The organism is Aestuariimicrobium sp. p3-SID1156 (assembly GCF_025144225.1).
Taxonomy (GTDB): Bacteria; Actinomycetota; Actinomycetes; order Propionibacteriales; family Propionibacteriaceae; genus Aestuariimicrobium.
This window is the reverse complement of sequence record NZ_JALXXB010000006.1, coordinates 52,765-76,417: the sequence shown is the minus strand read 5'-3', so window position 1 is coordinate 76,417 and position 23,653 is coordinate 52,765. Positions and strand designations below refer to the sequence as shown.

Annotated in this window: 21 protein-coding genes; 15 read left to right on the top strand and 6 right to left on the bottom strand. The window is 67.8% G+C overall.

All coding sequences use genetic code 11. The annotated features are described in order from the left end of the window. Positions 1-84 precede the first annotated feature (84 nt). The 11 genes from rarD (at position 85) to M3G03_RS08525 (ending at position 14,634) form a co-directional block, all read left to right on the top strand. Positions 85-1,005 (top strand): EamA family transporter RarD, encoded by a 921-nt coding sequence (rarD, locus tag M3G03_RS08575; RefSeq protein ID WP_259809281.1) that lies wholly within the window; start codon positions 85-87, stop codon positions 1,003-1,005. Between the two features lie 44 nt (positions 1,006-1,049). Beyond that, positions 1,050-2,369 (top strand): MFS transporter, encoded by a 1,320-nt coding sequence (locus M3G03_RS08570; RefSeq protein WP_259809280.1) that lies wholly within the window; start codon positions 1,050-1,052, stop codon positions 2,367-2,369. Positions 2,370-2,402: 33 nt separating this feature from the next. Then, positions 2,403-4,112 (top strand): signal peptide peptidase SppA, encoded by a 1,710-nt coding sequence (sppA, locus tag M3G03_RS08565; RefSeq protein ID WP_259809279.1) that lies wholly within the window; start codon positions 2,403-2,405, stop codon positions 4,110-4,112. 68 nt (positions 4,113-4,180) lie between these two features. Further along, positions 4,181-5,134 (top strand): sugar-binding transcriptional regulator, encoded by a 954-nt coding sequence (locus M3G03_RS08560; protein WP_259809278.1) that lies wholly within the window; start codon positions 4,181-4,183, stop codon positions 5,132-5,134. A gap of 24 nt (positions 5,135-5,158) precedes the next feature. After that, entirely contained in the window at positions 5,159-6,217 is a 1,059-nt protein-coding gene (locus M3G03_RS08555) for a 2-dehydropantoate 2-reductase N-terminal domain-containing protein (protein ID WP_259809277.1), read from the top strand. A 58-nt stretch (positions 6,218-6,275) separates the two neighbouring features. Continuing rightward, positions 6,276-7,298: a carbohydrate kinase family protein gene (locus M3G03_RS08550; RefSeq protein WP_259809276.1), complete on the top strand. Its 1,023-nt coding sequence runs from the start codon at positions 6,276-6,278 to the stop codon at positions 7,296-7,298. Then, entirely contained in the window at positions 7,295-9,757 is a 2,463-nt protein-coding gene (pepN, locus tag M3G03_RS08545; RefSeq protein ID WP_259809275.1) for an aminopeptidase N, read from the top strand. Before M3G03_RS08550 ends, pepN begins: the two co-directional genes overlap by 4 nt. Before the next feature lie 66 nt (positions 9,758-9,823). Next, positions 9,824-11,557 (top strand): VanW family protein, encoded by a 1,734-nt coding sequence (locus tag M3G03_RS08540; RefSeq protein ID WP_259809274.1) that lies wholly within the window; start codon positions 9,824-9,826, stop codon positions 11,555-11,557. 78 nt (positions 11,558-11,635) lie between these two features. After that, entirely contained in the window at positions 11,636-11,956 is a 321-nt protein-coding gene (fdxA, locus tag M3G03_RS08535) for a ferredoxin (protein WP_259809273.1), read from the top strand. Positions 11,957-11,959: 3 nt separating this feature from the next. After that, the gene (dapC, locus tag M3G03_RS08530; RefSeq protein WP_259809272.1) at positions 11,960-13,066 is read left to right on the top strand and encodes a succinyldiaminopimelate transaminase; all 1,107 of its coding nucleotides are present in this window, start codon (positions 11,960-11,962) and stop codon (positions 13,064-13,066) included. Between the two features lie 179 nt (positions 13,067-13,245). Then, positions 13,246-14,634: a 13E12 repeat family protein gene (locus M3G03_RS08525; protein ID WP_259809271.1), complete on the top strand. Its 1,389-nt coding sequence runs from the start codon at positions 13,246-13,248 to the stop codon at positions 14,632-14,634. A gap of 187 nt (positions 14,635-14,821) precedes the next feature. Here M3G03_RS08525 and M3G03_RS08520 read toward each other — a convergent pair whose 3' ends face one another. Genes M3G03_RS08520 through dapD form a run of 4 tightly spaced genes read right to left on the bottom strand, consistent with a single transcriptional unit; the run spans position 14,822 to position 18,175 of the window. Further along, positions 14,822-15,202 (bottom strand): hypothetical protein, encoded by a 381-nt coding sequence (locus M3G03_RS08520; protein WP_259809270.1) that lies wholly within the window; start codon positions 15,200-15,202, stop codon positions 14,822-14,824. A gap of 46 nt (positions 15,203-15,248) precedes the next feature. Further along, on the bottom strand, positions 15,249-16,349 hold the full coding sequence (locus tag M3G03_RS08515; RefSeq protein WP_259809269.1) for a DNA glycosylase AlkZ-like family protein: 1,101 nt from the start codon (positions 16,347-16,349) through the stop codon (positions 15,249-15,251). Further along, a complete protein-coding gene (locus M3G03_RS12865) occupies positions 16,349-17,218 on the bottom strand; it encodes a hypothetical protein (RefSeq protein WP_311197523.1) in 870 nt (289 codons plus the stop codon). The genes M3G03_RS08515 and M3G03_RS12865 overlap by 1 nt, the downstream gene beginning before the upstream one ends. Before the next feature lie 12 nt (positions 17,219-17,230). Further along, positions 17,231-18,175 (bottom strand): 2,3,4,5-tetrahydropyridine-2,6-dicarboxylate N-succinyltransferase, encoded by a 945-nt coding sequence (gene dapD, locus M3G03_RS08505; protein ID WP_396121927.1) that lies wholly within the window; start codon positions 18,173-18,175, stop codon positions 17,231-17,233. 38 nt (positions 18,176-18,213) lie between these two features. On the opposite strand from dapD, the gene dapE reads away from it, so the two are divergent. From dapE to M3G03_RS08485, 4 genes are read left to right on the top strand one after another with little or no spacing between them, the layout of a single operon-like run. Continuing rightward, on the top strand, positions 18,214-19,281 hold the full coding sequence (gene dapE, locus M3G03_RS08500) for a succinyl-diaminopimelate desuccinylase (protein ID WP_259809267.1): 1,068 nt from the start codon (positions 18,214-18,216) through the stop codon (positions 19,279-19,281). Positions 19,282-19,305: 24 nt separating this feature from the next. Next, positions 19,306-20,100 carry a TIGR00730 family Rossman fold protein gene (locus tag M3G03_RS08495; protein ID WP_259809266.1) on the top strand — a complete coding sequence of 265 codons (795 nt, stop codon included), beginning with the start codon at positions 19,306-19,308 and terminating at the stop codon, positions 20,098-20,100. Positions 20,101-20,110: 10 nt separating this feature from the next. Next, positions 20,111-20,515 (top strand): DivIVA domain-containing protein, encoded by a 405-nt coding sequence (locus tag M3G03_RS08490; RefSeq protein ID WP_259809265.1) that lies wholly within the window; start codon positions 20,111-20,113, stop codon positions 20,513-20,515. 43 nt (positions 20,516-20,558) lie between these two features. Further along, positions 20,559-20,738, top strand: coding sequence for a DUF3117 domain-containing protein (locus M3G03_RS08485; protein ID WP_207474911.1), 180 nt, complete (start codon positions 20,559-20,561; stop codon positions 20,736-20,738). Between the two features lie 76 nt (positions 20,739-20,814). Here the strand turns inward: M3G03_RS08485 and glgA are convergent, their stop codons facing one another. After that, positions 20,815-22,014 (bottom strand): glycogen synthase, encoded by a 1,200-nt coding sequence (gene glgA / locus M3G03_RS08480; RefSeq protein WP_259809264.1) that lies wholly within the window; start codon positions 22,012-22,014, stop codon positions 20,815-20,817. Positions 22,015-22,267: 253 nt separating this feature from the next. Continuing rightward, complete coding sequence (locus M3G03_RS08475) at positions 22,268-23,533, bottom strand: hypothetical protein (RefSeq protein WP_259809263.1); 1,266 nt, start codon at positions 23,531-23,533, stop codon at positions 22,268-22,270. Between the last annotated feature and the right edge of the window lie 120 nt (positions 23,534-23,653).

Sequence of the window (23,653 nt, the reverse complement as noted above, 5' to 3'; positions counted from 1 at the left end):
GTGTTCGGGGTGCCGAGTGGGGAATGACGGCGCGTAGTAGCCCATCGTTTCGCCCCGCTCGACCCGCAGGTCTAGATTGGCTGCGTGACTGAGGGCAAGGACCGCCCGGTGCCCTCGGCGCACCGCGGACCGGATGCAGCATTGCTGACCGGCGTCGGCTGCTATGTCCTGTGGGGCCTGTTCCCCCTCTTCTGGCCCCTCCTCGGACGCGCTTCCGCCGTCGAGGTGCTCGCCCACCGCATGGTCTGGTCGTTCCTGGCCACCCTGCTCGCGATCCTGCTCCTGCGCCAACGCTGGACCTGGCTGCGCACGATGACCACGAAACGCTGGCTCCTGCTGCTGGCAGCCGCCGCCGTGATCTCGGCCAACTGGGGTGTCTACATCTTCGCCGTGAACTCCGGCCATGTCGTCGAGGGCTCCCTCGGCTACTTCATCAACCCGCTGGTCAACCTGCTCTTCGGACGCCTGTTCTTCTCCGAACGCCTCGATCGCCTCGGCCGCGTCGGGGCAGCGCTCGCCTTCGTCGGCGTGGCCGTCATCGCGGCCGGCAACTGGCGGACGCTGTGGATCTCGCTGGTCCTGGCCCTCAGTTTCGGCATCTACGGAGCGCTGAAGAAGACCATCCCCATCCCGCCCCTGCCCGGGCTGCTGGTGGAGTCCGGGGTGATGCTGCTTCCGGCGGTGTTCTTCCTGGTCACCCTTGAGTCCAGTGGACGCGGGCACCTCAGCGTCCCGAACTACTGGTGGCTCTTCCCGGTCAGCGGCGTGGTCACCTTGATCCCGCTGTGGCTGTTCGCGACCGCCGCACGGGGCCTGCCGCTGGGGACCCTTGGCGTCCTGCAATACATCGGACCCACCATCCAGTTCCTGCTCGGCCTCGTGGTCTTCGGACAACGCCCCTCCACGGTCTATTGGCTGGGTCTGGTCGTGGTCTGGGCGGGCTGCGCGGTCTACCTCGGGGGCCTCCGACGCGGGGGAGGGTCGCGAGTCCGCGCACGCACTTGATCCGCCAACTAGAATCGTTAGCGGAGGTAACTAGATTGTCCACTGTGTCACGCTCGGACCGCGTCTCGATGTTCGCCTCGTTCGGGTGGTACAACTACCGCCTGTTCTGGCTCGGGGCGCTGGTGAGCAATATCGGCGGCTGGATGAGTTCGGTCGCCCAGCAGTGGATGGTGCTCACCGAACTCACCGACCACTCGGCCACCGCGCTCGGCTTCCAGACCGCGCTGTCCTTCCTGCCCGTGGCGCTGCTGGCCCCGCTCACCGGAGCTGTCGCCGACCGGTTCAGCAAGCGCCACGTGCTGCTGGTCACCCAGTCCCTGCTCGCCCTGAACGCCTTCGGTCTGTGGTTGGTCTACACCACCGGTCTGATCACGCTGCCGCTCGCTTTTGTCTTCGGCATCATCGGCGGCTGCGTGATGGCCTTCGACATGCCTGCACGCCAGGCGTTCACCTCCGAAATGGTCCCGGCCCGCCTGATTCCCAATGCGATCGGCCTCAACTCCGCCCAGTTCAACGCAGCCCGCCTCGCCGGTCCAGCCGTCGCCGGGCTGCTCATCGCCGCGGTCGGCGTGGGGCCCGCGCTGCTCATCAATGCGATCTCCTTCGCCGCCGTCCTGGCCGGACTGGCGGCGATGCGTCCGGGCGAACTCACCCCCGCCCCGCGCAGCCGTGGAGGAGCGGGTGCCGTGCGCGAGGGCCTGGCCTATGTCCGGCGCCGCCCCGACATCCTGTTGGTGATGGCGGTGGTGTTCATCCTGTCCGCCTTCGGGATGAACTTCCCGGTCACCAACTCCCTGATGGCCACCACCATCTTCGGTCAGGGAGCCGGTGAATTCGGTGCCCTCGGCTCGGCCATGGCCATCGGCACCTTCGCAGCAGCCCTGGTCGCAGCCCGCCGCCAGCGTCCCCGATTCAGGACGATCCTGTTCGCATTGGGCGGGTTCTCCCTCGGAATGATCGCGGCCGGTTCTGCGCCGAGTTTCCCGATCTACATGCTGCTCCTGGTGCCGATCGGCTTCTGCGCACTCACCATCCTGACCAGCTGCAATGCCCTGGTGCAGCTGGCCGCCGAACCGGAGTTCCGCGGTCGCGTCCTGGCGGTCTACCTGGCCGTCAACATGGGGGGGACGCCCTTGGGTTCGGCGCTCATCGGGGCCATCTGCCAGGAGTGGGGAGCGCGGGCCGGCCTGTGGGTTGGCGGCCTGGCCACTGCGCTGGCGGCGGTGGCGATGGGGCTGTGGCTGGTCCTGCACGATGGGGTCCGGCTGCGCCTGCGCCGGGTCTGGCCGCTGCGGTTCAGGGTCCACAACCCCGGCGCGCTCACCGTGACCCCCACCGAACCCGGCGTCGGGGCTCACGCCTGAGGCCGTCGCAACCCCCCGCATACAGTGGGGGACATGGACTTGAAGTCGCTGCCCTTCGCCTCCCTCCTCAGCTCCTCCCAGACCTCGACCCGCGTGTTGGAGATCGATCTCGCCCGTGGCGTGCTCTCCTCCCCGCCCGAGAACCCGATCGCGATGCTGCGCGCCATCAATTCCGCAGCCCTCGGGCTGCTCCGTGAGGGCCTGCGCCACGCCGCCCAGGATGACCACGTCGCCGGGCTCATCCTGCGTATCAGTGACCACTCCCAGTTGGACCTGGCCGGCCTGCAGGAGCTTGGCCTGATGGTCGCCGAGTTCGGCGAGCACAAGCCGACGGTCGCCGTCGCGGAGACCTTCGGCGAGATGGGCAACGCGCTGGGCACCTACGCCCTTGCGGCCCGGACCCACCAGATCTGGCTGCAGCCCACCGGCGTGGTCGGCATCGCTGGCGTACACCTGGGCATTACGCTTTTCCGCGGGCTCCTGGAGAAGGGCGGTATCGAGCCGCAGTTCGGGCAGCGCCACGAGTACAAGACCGCCGGTGACCGTTTCGCCGCCGACCATGTCACCCAGCCCCATCGCGAGATGATCCAGCGCCTGGCCGACTCGCTGCTCGAGGACTTCGTCGCGACCATTGCCGAGGAACGCAAGCTCGACGCCGTGCAGGTCCGCGCCCTGGTTGACCGCGGCACCCTCGAGGCCAACGAGGCCCGGGAGGCCGGCCTGGTGGACCACATCGGTTACCGCGACCAGGCCTACGCCGCAGCCCTCGAGGAGTGGGGCGCCACCACCGAGGCGCTGCAGTTCGTCCACCGCTACGAGGCTGCGCAGGCGCCGAAGCGGAAGGCGCGACGGATGCTGGAACGCAAGGCCCCGCAGGTCGCCGTCGTCGCCCTCCGCGGGGGGATCGTCACCGGCCGCGGCCGTCCGGGGCGCAACCCCGACGCCGGCTCCGATGTCATCTGCGAGCAGCTGCGCGCCGCAGGACGCGAGGAGCAGGTCAGGGCCGTGGTCCTGCGCATCGACTCACCCGGAGGTTCCGCAGTCGCCTCGGACTCGATCTGGCGGGAAGTCTCCCGACTGCGCGAGTCCGGGCGTCCCGTGGTGGCGCAGATGGGCTCGCTGGCGGCCTCGGGTGGCTACTACTCGGCCATGGCCGCCGACGAGATCGTCGCCCTGCCGGCGACCCTGACCGGCTCCATCGGGGTGGTGGCGGGCAAGTTCGTCGCCAGCGGCACCTATGACAAGCTGGGGCTGGTCCACGAGGGCCGCAGCGCCGGCCGCCATGCGGGCATGCTCGCCGCCGACCGTCCCTTCACCGAGGAGGAATGGGGCATCCTGAACCGCGAGCTCGACCGGATCTACGACGATTTCGTCGCCAAGGCCGCCGAAGGTCGCGGGATGTCGCGCGAGGAACTCGAGCCACTGGCGCGCGGACGGGTCTGGACCGGTGCCGACGCCCTCGACCGCGGCCTGGTGGACCACCTGGGCGGCTACGACCGCGCCTTCGAGCGAGCCTGTGACCTCGCCGGCATCACGCGGAGCAAGGCCCATACCCGGCACATGGGGGCACTCGGCGTCCTGGATCGGCTGCAGCCGGCCAATAGTTCCGAGTCGCGCAGCGCCGCTGGGGTCGGGCTCGACCCGCTCAGCCCGGACGCGCTGCTCCAGCGCGTTGCCCACAGCCTCGGCATGGGCCCGATCGCCGGGCCATTGATGATGCCCTGGCGCATCACCATCCGCTGATGGTGCTCATAAGTGCAACTTCAGCCCACCATCTGCACTTCGGTGGGCCCCTGGCCTAGGGTGAAGACATGACACCGGACGCCAGCGACAGCGAACTGCTGATGCTGCGTGCCGCCGAGTTGTACTACCACCAGAACCTCACCCACGCCCAGATCGCTGAGCAGCTGTCCACCAGCCGCTGGACGGTGGGACGGCTGCTCGAACGAGCACGCGAAGTGGGCATCGTGAGGATCACCATCCAGCACCCGCTCGCCCGCCCGCACCACCTCGAGGTCGCCCTGTGCGACACCTACGGCCTGCGTGAGGCGATCGTGGTGCCCCGCCAGACGGACGCCGAGGCGACCGCCGATGCGGTCTGTTCCGCTGCGGCCGACCAGCTCGCCGCCCTCCGGCCCCGCCCGACCTCGGTCGGCCTGTCCTGGGGGCGTACCACCAGCCGCGTGGCAGGCAAGCTGCCGCAGGGTTGGAACCGAGGCGTCACCGTCGTCCAGACCAACGGCGGACTGGCCGTCGGTGGAGTGGACCTGATCGGGCGTTCCCTGCGGGAGATGGCCGAGCGCGGTCCCGGCCAGGCCAGGCTCTTGCCGGCGCCCACCATCGTCGGGTCCGCCGAGTTGGGTCGCACCCTTCGTCAGGATCCGGCAGTGGCTCGCACGCTGCAATCCGCCGCTGCCGCCCGCGTCATCGTCTTCTCCCCGGGTAGCGCCACCTCGACCTCGGTCCTGGTCGACTCCGGCTACCTCACCGGCGAGGACGTCACCCGCCTCACCCGGCAGGGCGTCGTGGGTGATGTCCTCAGCCACTTCGTCGACGCCGACGGCACCATCGTCGACGCCGACCTCGACGCCCGCACCATCTCCATGCCCCTGGAGTCGCTGCGTGAATGCCCCGCCAGCATCGCTGTGTCCACCGGCACCGACAAGGTCGAGGTCACCCGCGCGGCCCTGACCGCACGTCTGTGCCGCACCCTCATCACCGATGCCGAGCTGGCAGCCGCCCTGCTCGGCGTCCCCGCACCCTGACCGCACCACCACCAAGGAGTAACCATGGCAAAAATTGCAATCCTCGGCGCCGGCATCATGGCCACCGCGCTGACCTGGCCCCTCACCGACAACGGCCACGAGGTCGCCCTCGTCGGCACCCATCTGGACGAGGAGATCATCCGCTCCATCCAGGATTCCGGCGTCCACCCCAACCTCGACCTCAAGGTCCCCGAGGGCGTCACCGCCCACCAGCTCGCCGAGGCTGAGACCGCCTTCGAGGGCGCCGACCTGGTCATGAGTGGAGTCAACAGCTTCGGCGTGGACTGGGTTGCCGACCAACTCAAGCGGCTGGTGAAGCCGGGCGCGAAGATCCTCTCGATCACGAAGGGCATGCAGGCCGACGAGGACGGCACCCTGCACATCCTCCCTGAGGTCATCCAGCGCCACTTCGGTGACCTGGCTGACCAGTGCCAGTGGGCCGCCATCACCGGACCCTCCATTGCCGGCGAGGTCGCCGTGCGTCATGACACCTGTGTGGTCTTCACCTCCACCGACCAGGAGTACGTGGACTGGGTCGCCGACCTGTTCCGCACTGACTACTACCACGTCTGGACGACCACGGACTTCATCGGCGCCGAGGTCTCCGCGGCCGCCAAGAACATCTACGCCTTCGGCGGCGGTTTCGCGGCCGGGATCCTCCAGGCCCAGGGCAAGGACAAGGACCGCTACGTCATGTTCAACTACGCTGCGGCCCTCTTCGCCCAGGGCGCGGTGGAGCTCAAGCAGTTCATCGAGCTGCTCGGTGGCGACCCGAAGACCGGCGACGGGTTGTGTGGTGTCGGCGACATGTTCGTCACCTCCATGGGTGGTCGCAATGTCAAGGCCGGCACCTACGTCGGCAGCGGCGTCCCCTTCTCGGAGGTCCGCGACGTGCACATGAAGGGCGTCACTCTCGAGGGGGTGGCCGCCATCCGCGTGGTCGGCGCCGCCCTCAAGCCGCTCACCGAGCGCGGGGTCATCCAGCCCGAGGACTTCCCCTTCTGTCGCTACCTCTACGAGATCATCGCCGAGGACGCCCCCCTCGAGATGCCGTGGTCGCTCTTCTTCGGTGGAGAGAAGTGACCTCTGGGCGAGCTTGCCCGCTAGCGTAGGGGCTGCACATTCGAGCAGGAGGTCCTCGGTGGACGACATCCCCAGCTGGGCAGTGGATCGAAGCGGCGAGCAGGCCATCGACCTGCTCGCCGTCGGTCTGTTCTTCAACGACCTGGTCTTCAGTGGCCTGCCCGCCACTGGGCCGCAGCCGGGCAGAGAGCTGCGCACCGCCCCCTACGTCGGTGTCCCGGGCGGCATCGCCAACTCGTGCATCGCCGCGGCGAGGGTCGGGCTGCAGGTGTCGATGGTCAGTGATGTCGGTGACGACACCCTGGGTCGCGGCTCGCTGGAGATGCTCGAACGTGAAGGGGTCGACACCCGCAACTGCCTGATGCACCGCGACTGGCAGACCCCGCTGACCGTCATCCTCAACTACGCGGGCGACCGGGCGATGGTCACGGCCGAGACCCCGCACCCGGGGGCCTGTGTCCTGCGGCAACGCTCGCATCCACCGGCGGCGGTCTCCATCGCGCACCTGCAGCCCTTCGCCATGCCCTGGCTCGAAGCGGCCGCCGAGGCTGGCACCAAGGTGATCGGCGACTCCGGTTGGGACGAGTCGGGGGAGTGGGACCTGGCCGCCATGGTGGACCTGCCGCTGTGCCACAGCTTCACCCCCAACCTCGACGAGGCGTTGAAGTTCACCCGGACAGACAGCCCCGAGAAGGCATTGCACGTGCTCGCCGATGTCGTCCGGGAGCCGGTGGTCACCCTCGGTGGTGAGGGCGCCATGGCCCTTGACCGCCTCACCGGCGACATCGTCCACGTCCCCGCCCTCCAGGTCGAGGTGGTGGATGCCTCCGGTGCAGGTGATGTCTTCAATGCCGGCTGGGCGGCTGGACTCATGACCACCTGGCCCCTCGAGCAGAGGCTGCGCCTCGCCGTCGCGATGGCGTCCCTGACCGTGGCGCGCCCCGGCGGCGCGACCACCGCCCCCACGCTGGGGCAACTGTGGAACTGGCTCACCCGCCAGCCGGCAGATTCGGCATTGGCGCGCGACTACTCCTTCCTGGCAGACATTGCGACCCACCACCAGTGGAAGCGTCCCCGATGAGCCGACGTCCCAGCCTGCGGCGTGCGGAGGCAGACGAGCGTTCAGGTCTGGTACGAGACGTGCGAGCAGAGGTGGAACTGGACCTCACCGGTAATCGCGACACCTTCAGCAGCCGAACGCGCCTCGTCTTCAACGCCACCGCGGGTGCTGACACCTTCATCGAGTGCGACGGTGCGGACGTTCAGGCCGTGCTCAACGGCACGCCGATCCCTGACGCGGCGATCGAAGGTGGACGCATCCACCTCGACGGGCTGCAGTGCGAGAACACCCTCGACGTCGTCGCGACCATGCACTACTCCCACGATGGCGAGGGCCTCCATCGTCACCAGGACGCCGGCGACGGGCAGACCTACCTCTACGCGATGAGCTTCCTGGACGCCGCCCCTCGCTGGATCACGTGCTTCGACCAGCCCGACATCAAGGCCCGCCACCGTTTCCGCGTCCTCACCCCCGCCGACTGGATCGTGCGCGGCAACGCGCCGGTGGAGAGTCACACCGAGCGCGCCGGACGCACCGAGTGGGTGCTGGGCTGGACCGAACCCATCCCCAGCTACACCACCACCCTCGTCGCCGGGCCCTGGGCCACGATCGCGGGTGACCACGACGGTGTCCGACTGGAACTGCTGGCCCGACGCTCGATGACGGCCGAGTTGGAACGCGCCGCCACCGATCTGCTCGAGGTCACTGCCGAGTGCCTGGATGCCTACCACGACCTCTTCGCGATCCGCTATCCCTTCGGCGACTACGTCCAGGCATTCGTTCCCGACTTCAACGCCGGCGCGATGGAGAACCCGGGCTGCGTGCTGGTCCGTGAACAGATGCTCTTCCGCGGGGCTGTCACGCGGGCCGAACTCGACTCCCGCGCCGGGCTGGTGGCGCACGAGATGGCACACCAGTGGTTCGGCGACCTGGTCACCATGCGTTGGTGGGATGACCTGTGGCTCAACGAATCCTTCGCGGAATACCTGGCCCACCGCGTGATCACCGCGTCCGGCCGCACGAACCTGTGGGTCGACTTCGGTGTCAACCGCAAGAACTGGGGGTCGGAGGCAGACCAGGGTCCCGGCTCGCACCCCATCGCCGGCAACGGCTCCGACGACGCCCGCACCGCCCTGGAGAACTTCGACGGCATCTCCTATGCCAAGGGTGCCGCCGTCCTCCGCCAGCTGGTCGCCCGCATGGGCGACGAGGTCTTCCTGGCCGGCCTACGCCGCTACGTGGAGCTGTTCCAGTTCGGGAACGCCCGTGCCCAGGACCTGCTCGACTGCTGGACCCACGCCGGAGCCGAAGGGCTGGAGCAGTGGTCCCGGCAGTGGCTCACCACCCAGGACCTGGACCTGATCAGCGTCGATGCGGACCACGTCGTGCGCCAGGTGCCCCTCGAGCACCCGGCCGACCGCGACCACGCCCTGGAACTCGCTGCCTTCGACGCCCATGGCGTGGATCAGGGTCGCATCCCATTGGTGGTCGGCTGCCAGCGCACCGAACACCCCTTCATCCATGCCGACCTCCTGATCCCGGACGCAGGCGACCAGACCTGGGCCCGGGTTCGTCCCTCCGTGTCGCTGGGCCAGCTGCCGGCCCTCTCGCGCTTCGCCGACCCGTCCGTGCGGGTGGTGCTGCTCAATGCCCTGCGCGATGGCGTCCGACACGCCGAACTCTCGCCACGGGCGGCCTTGTCGTCGATCATTGCCGCACTGCCGGGCGAGGCAGACGCGACCATCGCCGCCGCCATGCTCAGTTGGGCCCTCGACCTCTCCGGTGACTGGCTGGCACCCGCCGAACGCACCGAAGGACGCGAGGAGTTGGCAGCCGCATCGGCCGAGCTCGTCGCCTCAGCGCCTGCCGGCTCCGACCTGCAGCTGAGCGCCTTCCGCGCCTTGCTGCGCACCACTCGGGACCGCGAACAGCTCACCGCGTGGTTGGAGGAGCAGGACCTCCCCCAGGGGATCGGGCTGGACCAGGAACTGCGCTGGCTCGGCGTCCACCGGCTGATCATGCTGGGCGCCGGAACCGAGATCATCGACGCCGAGTACGCCCGCGATCACACCTCGACCGGCCTGCTGCGCATGTGGGGAGTGCAGACCGCGGTGCCCACCGAGGAAGCCAAGCGCGCTGCCCTGGAGGTGCTCACCGGGTCCTCCGACCTGGGCAATCACGAGCTCCAGGCGATCGCCCAGAACCTTTTCCTGCCTGAGCATGCCCACCTCACCGATGGGCTGGTCGAGCCCTGGCTCTCCGGAATGATCGCCTCGGCCCGCCACCGGCAGGGCTGGATGGTGCCCAGACTGGTCCAGGCCTCGGCACCGACCTCCCACGCGAGCGCGGAGGTGGACCTCAGGCTGCGCGCCGCTCTGGCGTCCGATGACGTGCCCGCCCTGGTACAGCGGCCCCTGCAGGAGGCGCTGCGCCGGGTGGAACAAATCATGGCGGCACGAATGGCACGTTCTGATCTGTGACCCCTGGCCAACCTGTGACGTAGGATGGGGCAGTCCTTCCCTGTTCGATTCTCGCCAGGAGCCGCGTTGTCTGAACCCGTCCAGAGCCAAGATCGTCCCCGCCGCGGGCGCACCGGAGTGATCGTGGGCTCGGTCCTCGGAGGGCTCCTGCTGCTGGTGGCCGCGGCCTATGTCGCCGGGTACTTCATGGCCAGCAACAAGACTCCCCGCAATGCCTCGGTGGAGGGGGTCTCCATCGGCGGCTTGACCCACGGGGAGGCCGTGAACGTCCTGAACGAACAGCTCGGCCCAAGGTATGACAAGCCGATCACCCTCGAGGGCGATGGCAACAGCGCGCAGTTGAAGCCCTCTGAAGCGGGCATGGTCGTCGACTTCGACCGGACCGTGGCCAAGGCCGGAGCCGGCCGCTCGTGGGACCCGGTCAAGATCTGGAACGTGCTGCGCGGGGGAGGCGCCATCGGTGCTGTGACCCGGATCGACCAGTCCGCCCTGGACAGGGCAGTGGCCTCGACGGCCTCCACCTTCGCCACCGAAGGCAAGGACGCCACCATCGCGATCGAGGGCATCAAGGCTGTCACCACCCCGCACACCCCGTCGGTCACGCTCAACCAGTCCGCGACCGCCAAGGCAGTCCGCAAGGCCTGGCCGACGTCCGACAAGGTCCAGGTCGCCGTCGACACAGCCGACCCCGAGATCACCACTGACGAGGTCGACAAGGTCAAGAAGGAGTACGCCGACCCGGCCCTCTCCGGTCCGATCGTGGTCAAGGCGGGCCCGAAGACCTTCAACCTGGACGTCAAGACCATCGCCGCCGCCACCACCTTCACCGCCAAGGACGGCAACGTCACCGCGGCCACCGACATGGAGAAGGTGTGGAAGGAGGCTGAGAAGGACATGGACAGCCTCGGCTTCGCCAAGGGCAAGGACGCCCGGTTCACCTTCAAGGCCGGCAAGCCCTTCATCGACCCGTCGGTTGATGGCGTGGGTGTGGACAAGAAGTCCTTCATCGACACCGTCGGACCCGCGATCACCAAGACCGGCCAGGACCGCACTGTTTCGGTGAAGGTCACCAAGCAGCCGCCGACGTTCAGCACCGGGGACGCCGAGAAGTTGGGCGTCAAGGAGGTCATCGGCGAGTTCACCACCCAGTTCCCCTACGCCGAGTACCGCAACATCAACCTCTCCAGGGTGGCGAGCGTGATCAACGGCAAGCTGGTCAAGCCCGGCGAAGTGTTCAGCATGAACGACACCCTGGGTGAACGCACCAAGGCCAATGGCTACGTCGACGGCTACGTGATCCAGGGGTCGCGGTTGAAGAAGGAGACCGGCGGTGGCGTCTCCCAGTCCGCCACCACGCTGTTCAACGCCATCTTCTTCGCCGGGCTGGAGGATGTGGAGCACCACCCCCACACCCTCTACTTCCCGCGCTACCCGGCCGGACGCGAGGCCACGCTCTACTACGGCAAGCTGGACCTCAAGTTCCGCAACAACACCAACTACGGGGTCGTGATCCAGGCCTACGTCCAGAAGGCCGCTCCCGGGGGCCAGGGCTCGATGACCATCAAGATCTGGTCCACCAAGACCTGGGATGCGGTCAAGTCCACCGAGCTGGTCAAGACCGACTACTACGACGCCCCTGACCAGACCAACGACGAGCCTGACTGCGAGCCCCAGGCCAAATCGCCCGGCTTCACCGTGAACTGGAAGCGGGAGTTCTACAAGGGGGGCAAGGTGGTCAAGTCCGAGCCCTACCGCTGGACCTACGCCGCGACCCCGCAGATCACCTGCACCAAGTCCTGATCGCCCCGGGGTGGTGCAGGGTTGTAGTATCGCCTGTGCTCGGCGACGTGCGTCGAGCAAGCACAACGAGGAGTGGATGTGGCCTACATCATTGGTGAAGCCTGCGTGGACGTGAAGGATCGCGCCTGCGTCGACGAATGTCCCGTGGACTGCATCTACGAGGGCAACCGCATGCTCTACATCCAGACCGACGAGTGCGTCGACTGCGGCGCCTGCGAACCGGTCTGCCCCGTTGAGGCGATCTACTACGAGGACGACATCCCCGAGGACCAGAAGCACTACTTCGACATCAATGTCGAGTTCTTCGACGGTATCGGCTCGCCCGGTGGTGCCGCCAAGATGGGTGTCATCGACAAGGACCACCCGACCGTCGCCGCCCTGCCGCCGCAGGGAGAGTGACCCGTGGGCCTGTCGGCTCGCCTTCCCGATTTCCCCTGGGACAGCCTGGCCGAGGCCAAGTCCCGCGCCCAGTCGCACCCGGGCGGGATCGTCGACCTCTCGGTCGGGACGCCGGTCGACCCCACCCCCGAGGTTGCCCGCGAGGCGCTCTGTGAGGCGTCCGATGCGCATGGCTACCCGACCGTCTGGGGGACGCCCGCCCTGCGCTCGGCGATCCTGGGGCACCTGACCTCGCGCTGGAACAGCGTGGACCTGCCCGAAACCGGCGTCCTGCCGGTCGTCGGCACCAAGATGATCGTGGCGATGCTGCCCATGATGCTGGGTCTTGGCGCCGGGGACGTGGTGGTGATCCCGGAGATCGCCTACCCGACCTACGACGTCGGTGCTCGCGTGGCGGGTTGCGGAATCGTCCCCTGCGATGATCCCTCGCGCCTGCCCGGCGCTGGTCAGCCGGGGACGCCGTCGCTGATCTGGATCAACTCCCCGGCCAACCCCTCCGGCGCCGTGATGTCGGTGGAGCTGCTGGGGGAGTGGATTGCCTACGCCCGTTTGGTGGATGCGGTCCTGGCCAGCGACGAGTGCTACGGCGAGTTCGTCTACGAGGGACGCTCCCACTCGGTGCTCGACCAGTCCCTCAACGGCGGTTCTGTCGAGCGTGTGCTCGCGGTCATGTCGACCTCCAAGGAGTCGAACATGGCCGGCTACCGAGCCGGTTTTGTGGCCGGTGACCCCGCGATCGTGTCCGAACTGCTGGGCGTCGGCAAACATCTGGGCTTCATGGTTCCCGCCCCGGTGCAGGCCGCGTTGCAGGCTGCGATGGGGGACCGGGCGCATGTTGCCGAACAGTTCTCTCGATACCAGAAGCGTCGTGAGGTGCTCACGCCTGCACTCGAAGCCGCCGGGTTCCGGATCGACGACTCCCAGGGCTCGCTCTACCTCTGGGCGACCCGCGACGAGGACTGCCGGGCCACCGTCGACTGGCTCGCTGACCGGGGAATCCTGGTCGCTCCCGGTGATTTCTACGGGGAACGTGGGCGCCAGCATGTGCGGATCGGGCTGACGGCCAGCGATGAGCGGATCGCCGCGGCAGCGGAGCGCCTGCGCGGCTGAGCCGTTACTCCCCGGGGCTGGATGCCGATGATTCCAAGGTGGCGGCCCGTCGTCGCTCGCCCTCCTTCGTGCGAGGCGAGGCCTGTGAGGACTCAACTGGTAGGCGATGCACGTCTTGTCGGACCCCTTGCCTAGATTGGTACATGTCTTCGAATAGAGACATGAAAGAGGTGGTCAGCGTGGGATTCAACCCAGATGTAGCGCGCGAGCGGCTGGTCTCGCTGCGCGCTGCGCGACAAGCCAAACTCAGGGCCGAGGCCGAAGAGCTGAGGTGCTACGCCGAGTTCGCCGAGGAATACCGCTGGGTTCCCGAGGACACGCAGGGTCCGGTGCTGCACGGGGAACAGATGGTGCGCGCTGGTGGGGATGGGACACCGGAGATTGCCGAGTTCACCCCGATGGAAGTCGCCGGAGCATTGGGGTTGTCGGTCGACACTGCGCATGTGGAGCTGTTCCAGGCGGTCGCCACCAAGTACCGGTTCCCCCGTCTGTGGCAGATGGTGATGACTGGCAGGCTGCGGGCATTCAAGGCCACCTCGATTGCTGGGATCGCCAAGCCCCTCACCCACGAGCAGGCCCTGGAGCTGGATGCGGAGTTGGAGCCGATGATCGCCACCGGCCACTTCTCACGCCACGAGCGCTACGCGCGCGCCCGGGTGATGGAGATGCAGACCGGACGTGTGCAGGACGAACACGAAGAAGCCCTCGCCAACCGACGGGTCGACTTTGATCAGTCGGCGCTCGGGGTGACTGGGGTGTCCGCCCGGTTGTTGACTGCGGATGGGATCCATCTCAACGCCGCCCTCAACCGATTGGCGATGATCCTTGGGCAGGGCGGCAACCAGGACTCCCATCAGATCCGCCGGGCAACGGCACTGGGGATCCTCGCCTCCCCCGCCTACGCATTGAGCCTGCTGCAGGCCTCGCTGGTCGACCAGCTGCCTCACGGGCTCGAGCAGGAGTGCCCCTCGAAGGGGATGCGTGGCCATACCTGCGGCCAGGTCACTGTCGACCCCGACAAGCTGCTGCCCCGCAGCGAAGTCATCGTCCATCTGACCGACGACACTGCGCGAACCGGGGAAGGTCTCGGGCGGGTGGAGAAGGTCGGACCCATCCTGGCGGGCTGGGTCAAGGAACTGGTCGGCCACTCCCGCGTGACCGTCCGCCCGGTGCTCGACTGTGACGGTGTGCAGCCGGTCGATTCCTACGAGATCCCCGCCGCGATGCGGCGAGCAGTCACGCTGCGGAACCCGACCGAGGTGTTCCCCTGGTCAGTGAAACCCTCCACCGGTAGGGGCATCGACCTCGACCACACCATCCCCTGGGGTGCTGACCAACCCGACCGGCAACCGTCAACCAGGCTGGACAACCTCGGTCCACTCTCGAGGAAGGTGCATCGAGCGAAAACCCATGGCGGCTGGCAACTGGCCCAACCCCTCCCGGGCGTGTTCCTGTGGCAATCACCGCTCGGGTTCACCTACTTGGTCACCCCCTCCCAAACCTGGATGGTTGATGACCCCACCGGCCGCATCCTCACCCACCAGCAGGAGGAGCCCGCAGCCGCCTGACAATCATGGCGGGGATGTCGGTCCGCCGTCTGACAGGCCTGGTCCATGTCCCATCTCGCGAACTCTCACCTCAGCCTTGACGAGCACCCCCTCGCTACCAACGCCAGCGGGGTCAGAGGCGTGCCCATTCGTTGGGAGGGCTAGCGGCAGCAGGGCGCTTACGATCCCATCGCGTTCCTTGTGTGAATCAGCGCGAGAGTGGGGTCAGTTCGGGCGTTGGGAGGCTGTAACTCCACCGCGCCGTCAGGTCCACGGGGTCGCTGGAGGGGTCCAGATCCCCGGGCAGGGGTCCCACGACGACCTCGTTCCGAGTGAGTTCCTTGATGCCGACGCGCAACCGCTGGCCGTCACGCTGAAGCTCGTAGACCTCCGCCAGCAGTCCCAGTCCGATCTCATCAAGCAGTTCCTCAGCCTGAGCGAGCTGACACGCGGGGCCCGCCTGCCGATGCAGTAGGTCGAAGGGGACGAAGTCTCCTTCGTCCGTGACGGCGATGTACCCGACCAGTTCGTTGTCGTTGGATCGGACGTGGTCGAAGACGGAGTCGGAGGTCAGGTCCAGTGTGGTCATGCACGCACTCTACGAAGATTCCTGCCCTGCCACGGCAGGGGCATGCCTACCGGCTGCGAGCCAGCTCAAGCTGCAAGTAGTGAGCCAAGGTCTCGAGTTCCGCATCGACAGCCCGTCGCACGGCCCCCGACCAATCGCCCTCCTCGCGGATGCCGTGCACTCGCAGCACGCCCTCGTCACGCACCGCCTGCGCGTCCACGGTGCCGACCAGCCGATCCAGGTGCAACACCGGCAGCGCGTAGTAGCCCCAGATCCGCACCTCGGCGGGCTTGTACATCTCCAGAGCGAAGTCGAACTCGAACAGCTCATCAAGCCTCTTCCGGTCCACCACCAGCCGGTCGAGAGGGGAGAGCAACGCCGTTCGCCCCCGGAACTCTGCATCCAGCAGCTCAGGATCAACCCGCCAGGTCCCCTTCACCCCATCCACGACCGCTGGCTCGCCAACCGGGCCAACGTCCAACGGTTCGGAAGGCACTTTGGCGGCCTTCTCCCGCGCCAGGCCCAGACTTCGCAGCCGCCGAACCATCAGCTCGCGGTGCGCCTCCTCCGCCGAGACTGCCGCCGCAGCAGCGGGGAAGACGTCGTCAGCCAACGCCCACACCCGCTCGCGCCCCTGCCGACGGCTCACAGCCACCTCACCGCGCTCGGCCAGGCGCTCCAGCAGCATGGTCAGGCTCTTCTGGTTGTTCCACCCGGATGACCGCCACTCTCGCTCGAAGTGGATGTCCTCGAACTCGCGTGCCGTCAGTTCGTCCGCCCCGGCCAGTTGGGCCAGCACCTCCTCCCGTGCACGGGAGTTGTCCTCCACCCAAGCTGCCACCGACTGCAGGTAGGGGTCCGCCGAGTCGCCCGGCCAATCAGCCATCACCACCCGGTGCAGCGGGACATCGGCGGCAGCGCGCAGGTAGGCGCCGATCTCCACCAGCTCCCTCTCGGCGATGGCAGCGTCGAGGTCCCCGCGCCGGAAACCACGCCCCACCCGACTCCAGAACACCAGCTCCGGGCTCGTGGCCACGTGCGCGGTCAGGTCCATCTGGATCGCGGACAGCCCCTCGGCTACCTCCGCGACGCTCTGCGGGCGAGGGTGCGCCAACAACTGGGCCCGCACCGCGAGCCTGCGCGCGTCCCTTCGCGAGAGTTCCAGCATCAGCCGAAGGTGATGGTCGCGACGGTGCCTGCCGGGGCAGGAGTCCCACCCCACACGGCGTACTCATCGGGCAGCATGATCCAGCTCTGACCCTGGCCGGCCTCGCGGCCGACCTCGACCTTGCGGACCTTGGCATCGCGCACGCTGGCCATCATCAGCTGGCCCGCCGCCCAGGCCAGGGTCGGCGACTTCGCCGTCAGGGTCATCACGCCTCCGGTCTGGCTCACCGCGACCTTGCCCTTGAGGCCCTTGGTCAGCACCTGCTGGTGGACGCTCTTCTCCGGCGTCGCCTGGCGCACCGCACAACTCAGCCCGGCCGGGGTATTGCCGGTCAGGACGCTGGCCAGCGCCTTCGCATTCTCCTCATGCTTGCGGTACCCATCTGGGACGCCGGAGCGCTGCACCTTCTGGGCCACGTCATTGATGTCGCCGGTCTGCCAGCCCTTCACCTTCACCAGGTGGTCGTAGAACTCCCCCGAGGAGTACCAGGGGTCCATGATCTGCTCGACGGTGCCCCAGCCCTGGGAGGGACGCTGCTGGAAGAGCCCCACCGAGTCGCGGTCGCCGTAGTCGATGTTGCGCAGGCTCGACTCCTGCATCGCCGTCGCCAACGCGATGGACGCCGCCCGCGGGGGCAGGTCGCGGCGAATGGACTCCGCCACGATCACTGACGCCCATTTCGCCTGCTCCGGGGTCAGGAAGTAGCTGACATCCCCTGCGCGGGCCACGCAGCCCTCTGCCACCGGGGCTGGGCCGGGAACCTCAGGGTCCCAGCGGCTCACCAGCCACCACCCGGCGCCGAAGAGCAGGCCCAGGACGACCAGCAGGCAGACAAGGAGCAGCGCAATCTGGGCACCGACCGATCGCATCGCAGTCGCGGGTCAGTCGTTCTGGTGGAGGGCTTCGTTCAGCTCCACGCTCTTGCCGCCACGGCTGCGGGCGAGCACCGTCCCGGTCACCGAGTCGCGGATGAACAGCAGGTCGCTCGCACCGGACAGCTCGCTCGCCTTCACCACGCGGCCGTCGTCGAGGGTGACCTTGCTGGCGGCGGTCACATACAGGCCGGCCTCCACCACGCAGTTGTCGCCCAGCGAGATCCCCACACCGGCGTTGGCGCCCAACAGGCACCCCTCGCCGATCGAGATGACCTCCTTGCCGCCGCCGGACAGCGTCCCCATGATCGAGGCACCGCCACCGACGTCGGAACCGTCCCCGACCACGACGCCGGCCGAGATGCGTCCCTCGACCATGGATGCCCCGAGGGTGCCCGCGTTGAAGTTCACGAAGCCCTCGTGCATGACGGTGGTGCCGCTGGCCAGGTGGGCGCCCAGGCGTACTCGCGAGGCGTCACCGATCCGCACCCCCGAAGGCACCACGTAGTCGGTCATCCGCGGGAACTTGTCCACGCTCAGCACGGTCAGCTGGCCGCGAGCCGCGCGCAGGGCAGCGCGGGTGCGTTCGAAGTCATCCACCGCGCAGGGGCCGGCCGAGGTCCACACGACATTCGGCAGCGCGCCGAAGATGCCGTCCATGACCAAGCCATGGGGCTTGACCAGGCGATGGCTCAACAGGTGCAGGCGCAGGTAGGCGTCCGCAGCGTCGGCCGGGGCGGCGTCCAGATCGATGACCGTGCGCACTGCGCGTGACTCGACGCGACGAGCATCGTCGAAGGTCTGCGCCGAGCGCAGCTGCTCGGGGGCCGGGCTGTCGTCCGGCAGGCCCAGCTGGGGCGAGGGGTACCAGGTGTCCAGCACCTGACCCGACTCGTGCACCGTCGCCAGGCCCCATGCCCAGGCGGGTCGGGAGAAGGTTGTCGCATCAGTCATGCCCTCCATCGTAGGGGAGTGACACTAGGCTCAGAATCATGGAGAACCCCCGGATCGATCCCCACTCGGACCTGACCACCCTCCTCCAGCAGGTGGTCGACATCGAGTCGGTCAGTGGCAACGAGGGCCCCCTGGCCGATGAGGTCGAACGCATCCTCCTCAGCGCTGCGCACCTCGAGGTCATTCGGTACGGCCACACGGTCGTCGGACGCACGAAGCGTGGGCGCCCCGAACGTGTCGTGATCGCCGGCCACCTCGACACGGTCCCGGTCGCCGGCAACCTGCCAAGCCGGCTCGAGGGTGACCGCGTCTACGGCCGTGGCACCTGTGACATGAAGGGCGGGGTGGCGGTGATGCTCAAGAATGCCGTCGAGGTCACCGAACCCACGCGCGACGTGACCTGGATCTTCTACGACTGCGAGGAGGTCGAGTCCAGCCGCAATGGTTTGGGAGCCCTGGGTCGCGAGCACCCCCACCTTCTCCAGGCCGATTTCGCCGTCCTCATGGAGCCAACCTCAGCCTCCGTGGAGGGCGGCTGCCAGGGAACCTGCCGCTTCCTGATTCGCACCTCCGGTGTCGCTGCGCACTCGGCCCGCTCCTGGCTGGGGCACAATGCCATCCACGACCTCGGCCCGGTCCTCACCCGCCTCGCCGAGTTCGACGCCCGCGAGATCGAGGTGGATGGGCTGCTCTACCGTGAGGGCCTCAATGCCGTCGACATCCGCGGCGGCATCGCCGGCAATGTCGTGCCGGACGCCGCCACTCTCACCGTCAACTACCGTTTCGCCCCCGACAAGCTCCCGGAGGACGCCGAGCAGGTCATGCGCGAGCACTTCTCCGGCTGGGAGCTCGAGTTCACCGACATGGCCCCTGGTGCCCGCCCCGGCCTCGACCGCCCGGCCGCCGCGAAGTTCGTCGAGGCTGTCGGTGCCAGCCCACGCGCGAAGTACGGCTGGACAGATGTGGCCCGCTTCGCCACCCTCGAAGTGCCTGCGGTGAACTTCGGCCCCGGTGACCCCGGCAAGGCCCACATGGACGACGAGTTCTGCCCCGTCTCCGACCTCGAGACCTGCCATGCTGCGCTCCAGCGCTGGCTGACCGCCTGACCACCGACCCTGAGAGGACGCACCATGCCCCATCGCACGTCCCGTCCCATCGACAACGCCCCCAGGCCCTCGGGTTCGGCGGTCCACGCCGGCCCGGTGATCCGACGGCAGGACCAGATCCAGCCCACGACCACCGACCAGCGCCTGCTGCAGGGTCGCGGTGGCGACGACTGGGTGCACTCCGACCCCTGGCGCGTGCTGCGCATCCAGGCTGAGTTCGTGGAGGGCTTCGGCACCCTGGCCGACCTCGGCCCCGCCATCTCGATCTTCGGTTCGGCCCGCACCAAGGCCGACCACCCCATGTACCACGCTGCCGAGGACCTCGCCCGAGGCCTGGTGGAGCGCGACTACGCGGTGATCACCGGGGGTGGCCCCGGCATCATGGAGGCCGCCAACAAGGGCGCCTCCGAGGCCGGGGGCACCTCGGTCGGGCTGGGCATCGAGCTGCCCTTCGAGACCTCGATGAACGAGTACGTCAACCTCGGCATCAACTTCCGCTACTTCTTCGCCCGCAAGGTGATGTTCCTGAAGTACGCGCAGGGGTTCATTGTGATGCCCGGCGGCCTGGGCACCTTCGACGAGCTCTTCGAGGCCATGACCCTGGCCCAGACCGGCAAGGTGCAGCATTTCCCCGTCGTCCTCTTCGGCACCGAGTACTGGGCTGGCCTGATCGCCTGGATGCGCGAGAAGGTCCTGGGGGAGGGTTACGTCGCTGAGCGTGATCTCGAGAGCTTCCTGTGCACCGACGACATCGAGGAGGCGCTGGCGCACGTCATCACCGGCCCGGTGCTGGACGAGCCCGGACTCCTGGAGGAATAGGCTTCTCCGCATGATGTGGATCCTTGGCCTGATCGCGGTGGGCATCATCGCCACCGGAGCCTTCCTTGCCTCCGGGAAGTTCGGCGAGATGCCCGACCTCGTCGACGACCACCCGGTACCACGCCTGCCCGAGGGCGAGTTCACTGCCGCGGACGTCCAGGGGTTGCACTTCGGTCGGGCCCTGCGCGGCTACGCACCCCACGAGGTCGACGAGCTGATGGCGCGGGTCGCGCGAAGCCTGACCCAGGACGCCTCCGGGCGTCCAGTACCGGTGACCCCTGCTGAGCTGCACGCTGCGACCTTCGAGGTCGTCACCAGCGGCTACCACATGGGGCAGGTGGACCTGGTCGTGGAGCGGCTGGCCGACCAGCTCGCCGGTGCCACACGACGCGCGAGTTGGAATGATACGGAATAATGGGAGCTGATCGATCTTCGGCTGAAGCAAGGAGTGTGTCCACATGGCAGCAATGAAGCCCCGTACCGGTGATGGCCCGATGGAGGTCACCAAGGAAGGTCGCGGCATCATCATGCGCGTCCCCGTCGACGGAGGCGGGCGGCTCGTGGTGGAGCTCAATGCCGAGGAGGCCACCGCACTCCTGACCTGCCTCAAGGACCCGGAGCTCAAGCTCCCTCAGTGATCTGCACCCACTGACAACAGGTACACGGCGCCGACCATTGCGGTCGGCGCCGTGTCGTGTCCCCGCGCAACCCACGTCAGGCGCGAGTGCGCTTCTGGTGGCGCGCCATGGCGGCCTGGTAGACCTCGACGGTCTGCTGGGCGATCTTCTCCCAGCTGAACTCGGCGATGCAGCGCTCGCGCCCGGCGCGACCCATCTGGTCAGCCCGCTCGGCATCTGTGGTCAGCTCGTTGATGGCGGCGGCGAATCGGCTCTCGAAGTCGGCGACGTAGGCGGCGTCCTCGGCCTTGGCCGGGGTGTACTCGATCAGGCGTCCGGTCTCACCGTCCACCACGACCTCGGGGATCCCGCCGACCGCAGACGCGACGACCGCAGTCTGGCAGGCCATGGCCTCCAGGTTCACGATGCCCAGCGGCTCGTAGACCGACGGGCAGGCGAAAACGGTGGCGTGGCTCAACACCTGGCGTACCGAGCGACGGGGGAGCATCTCCTGCACCCAGACGACATTTCCTCCACGTTCGGCCTTCAGGTCGTCGAAGGCGAGGTGGAACTCCTGGGCGATCTCAGGGGTGTCGGGGGCGCCGGCGAGCAGGATCAGCTGGGTCTTCGGGTCGAACTGGCGCGCAGCCCGGACGAGGTGGATGAGCCCCTTCTGGCGGGTGATGCGACCCACGAAAACGACGCTGGGACGGCTCGGGTCCATCCCGATCTCCTCCAGGACGTCGGTGCCGGTGTCCGGCTGGAACTCCTCGGTGTCGATGCCATTGCGCACCACATGCATCTTGGTGGGGTCCAGGTCGGGGTAGGACGCAAGCACGTCCCGCTTCATGCCCTCACTCACCGCGATCACGGCATCAGCGCCGTCGTAGGCGGTCTTCTCCGCCCAGGAGGACAGGTGGTAGCCACCGCCGAGCTGCTCGGCCTTCCAGGGCCGGTGGGGCTCGAGCGAGTGTGCCGAGACGACGTGGGGGATCGAGCGGAACAGTCCGCCGAGGTGGCCGGCCAGGTTCGCGTACCAGGTATGGGAATGCACCAGGTCGAGCTCCTCGGGGAGGGAGGCGACCATGGACAGGTCAGCACCGAAGACTCGCAGCGCGGGATTGGCTCCCGAGGGGAAGTCCTCGGGGTGGGCAGTGGCACCCTCGCGCGGCTCGCCCATGCACTGCACATCAACCTCGACGAGCTTGCGGAGCTGAGGAACGAGCTGGGCCACATGGACTCCGGCGCCGCCGTAGATGCTCGGCGGGTACTCACGGGTGAGGATCGAAACCTTCATGCCCTGATCGTTCCACACCCGAGCCCGCAGGGGAGGGGGTCAGGGACGACGAAGGGCCCGGGCCGGTGGCCGCGGACCCTGCGTCCAGCGAGCGGGCGCCAGGACTTGCACCCAGTTCTCCCCACGGGAAGTGGGGCGCCTCACTCATAGGCCTCACCCGCATGCGTCACACAGCTGCGACTCCTGTCCACTGTACCTGATACAGGAGGACAGGAGGAGTCCGCGCCTGATCAGGGCAGGACTGAGACGCACGTCATCCCAGCGTGCCGGAGATCTCGTTGGGGGCATGGGGCAGCGTGCCGGTGGTCATGACCTTGTTCACACTGAGCTCGATCGCGTGGACCTTCTTGGTGGCGGGGTCGGTGACGTAGACCCAGTGGCCCTGGGCGTGGATGGTGGGGGAAGGCTTTTCCCACTCCTCCGGCTCGGTGAAGGGCTTGAGGACCTTGATCGACTTGTGGATGTCACCGTGCTCGGGGTCGATCACGTGCAGGGTGCCGTCCTGGGTGAGAACAAGGCCGTGGCCGTCGGCGCTGAACTCGATACCGCGCCAGGCGTAGTGGGTGGGCATGGTGATGACCTTCATGGTGCCGGCCTCGGTGTCGATGACGGCGACCTTCTTGGCCAGGTCCTTCTCGGAGGTCTTGTAGTCGGAGAAGACGTACTTGGAGTCCTTGTGGCCGTACTGGTTGCCCATGCGCGCGAACCCGTCCTTGGCCTTGATCTTGGTGATCGTGTCGCCCTTGATCAGCAGGGTGCCGTCCTCGCAGCCGAAGGTCATCGCCCCGCCCTTGGCCACGGCAGCACCGTGGGTGCCGGGGCAGTCGGTGGACTCGGCCAGCTTCTTGCCATCCCTGTCGATCACGCGGACGCCGTGGGCGCCGTCCTTGCCGGGGATGGTGTGGACGATGTTGCCGCCCTCGAGCATGTAGGCATTGCCGTGGTGGGCCGCGAGCTGGACGGTCTTCTCGGGCTTGGCGTCCTTCTCGAACATGTGCTCGGTGGCGTACACGTCCACGGAGCCGTCACCGTCGTCGAAGACCAAGGTGTGATCGGCGTTGGGGGAGACATGGCCAGCCTTCTTCACGTCGAACTTCTGGCCGGTGAGGGAGGGTTGGAGAACCTTGGAGTGGCCATGGTCGCCGTGGGCCCTGGTGTAGGAGCCGAGGTCGAGGGTCTCCAGGCCGTTGCCGGAGTCCAGCAGCAGGTAGCGGTGCTCGCCGGACTCGCGCAGGCGCAGGTGCTTCGCGGGGTGGGGGATGTCCTTGATCAGCTTCAGGGTCTCGGCGTTGACGACCATGACCCCGCCCTCATAGGTGATGGCCAGGCGGGGCTCGCGCTTGCCGACCTCCTTGCCCTCACCGGGCACCTCGTGGTCATGGTCGTGCTCATGCTTCGAGCTGGCGGCGTGGCTGGGGGAGCTGGAGCCACCCGGCGCGGTGGCCCGGTCCTGAGCGCAGGCGCTCATCACGAGCGCGAGGGCGGCCAAGGAGGCAAGGGTGCGGTAGCGAATGTTCATGATGAGAATCATTATCAAACAATGCCGGTCAGTCAACTCGCCGACAGTGGATCTCGAGCCGGCTGCTGTTCAGGTCACCCCGTCCAGGGGGCCACGATGACGTGTTGGCGAAGAATTGTT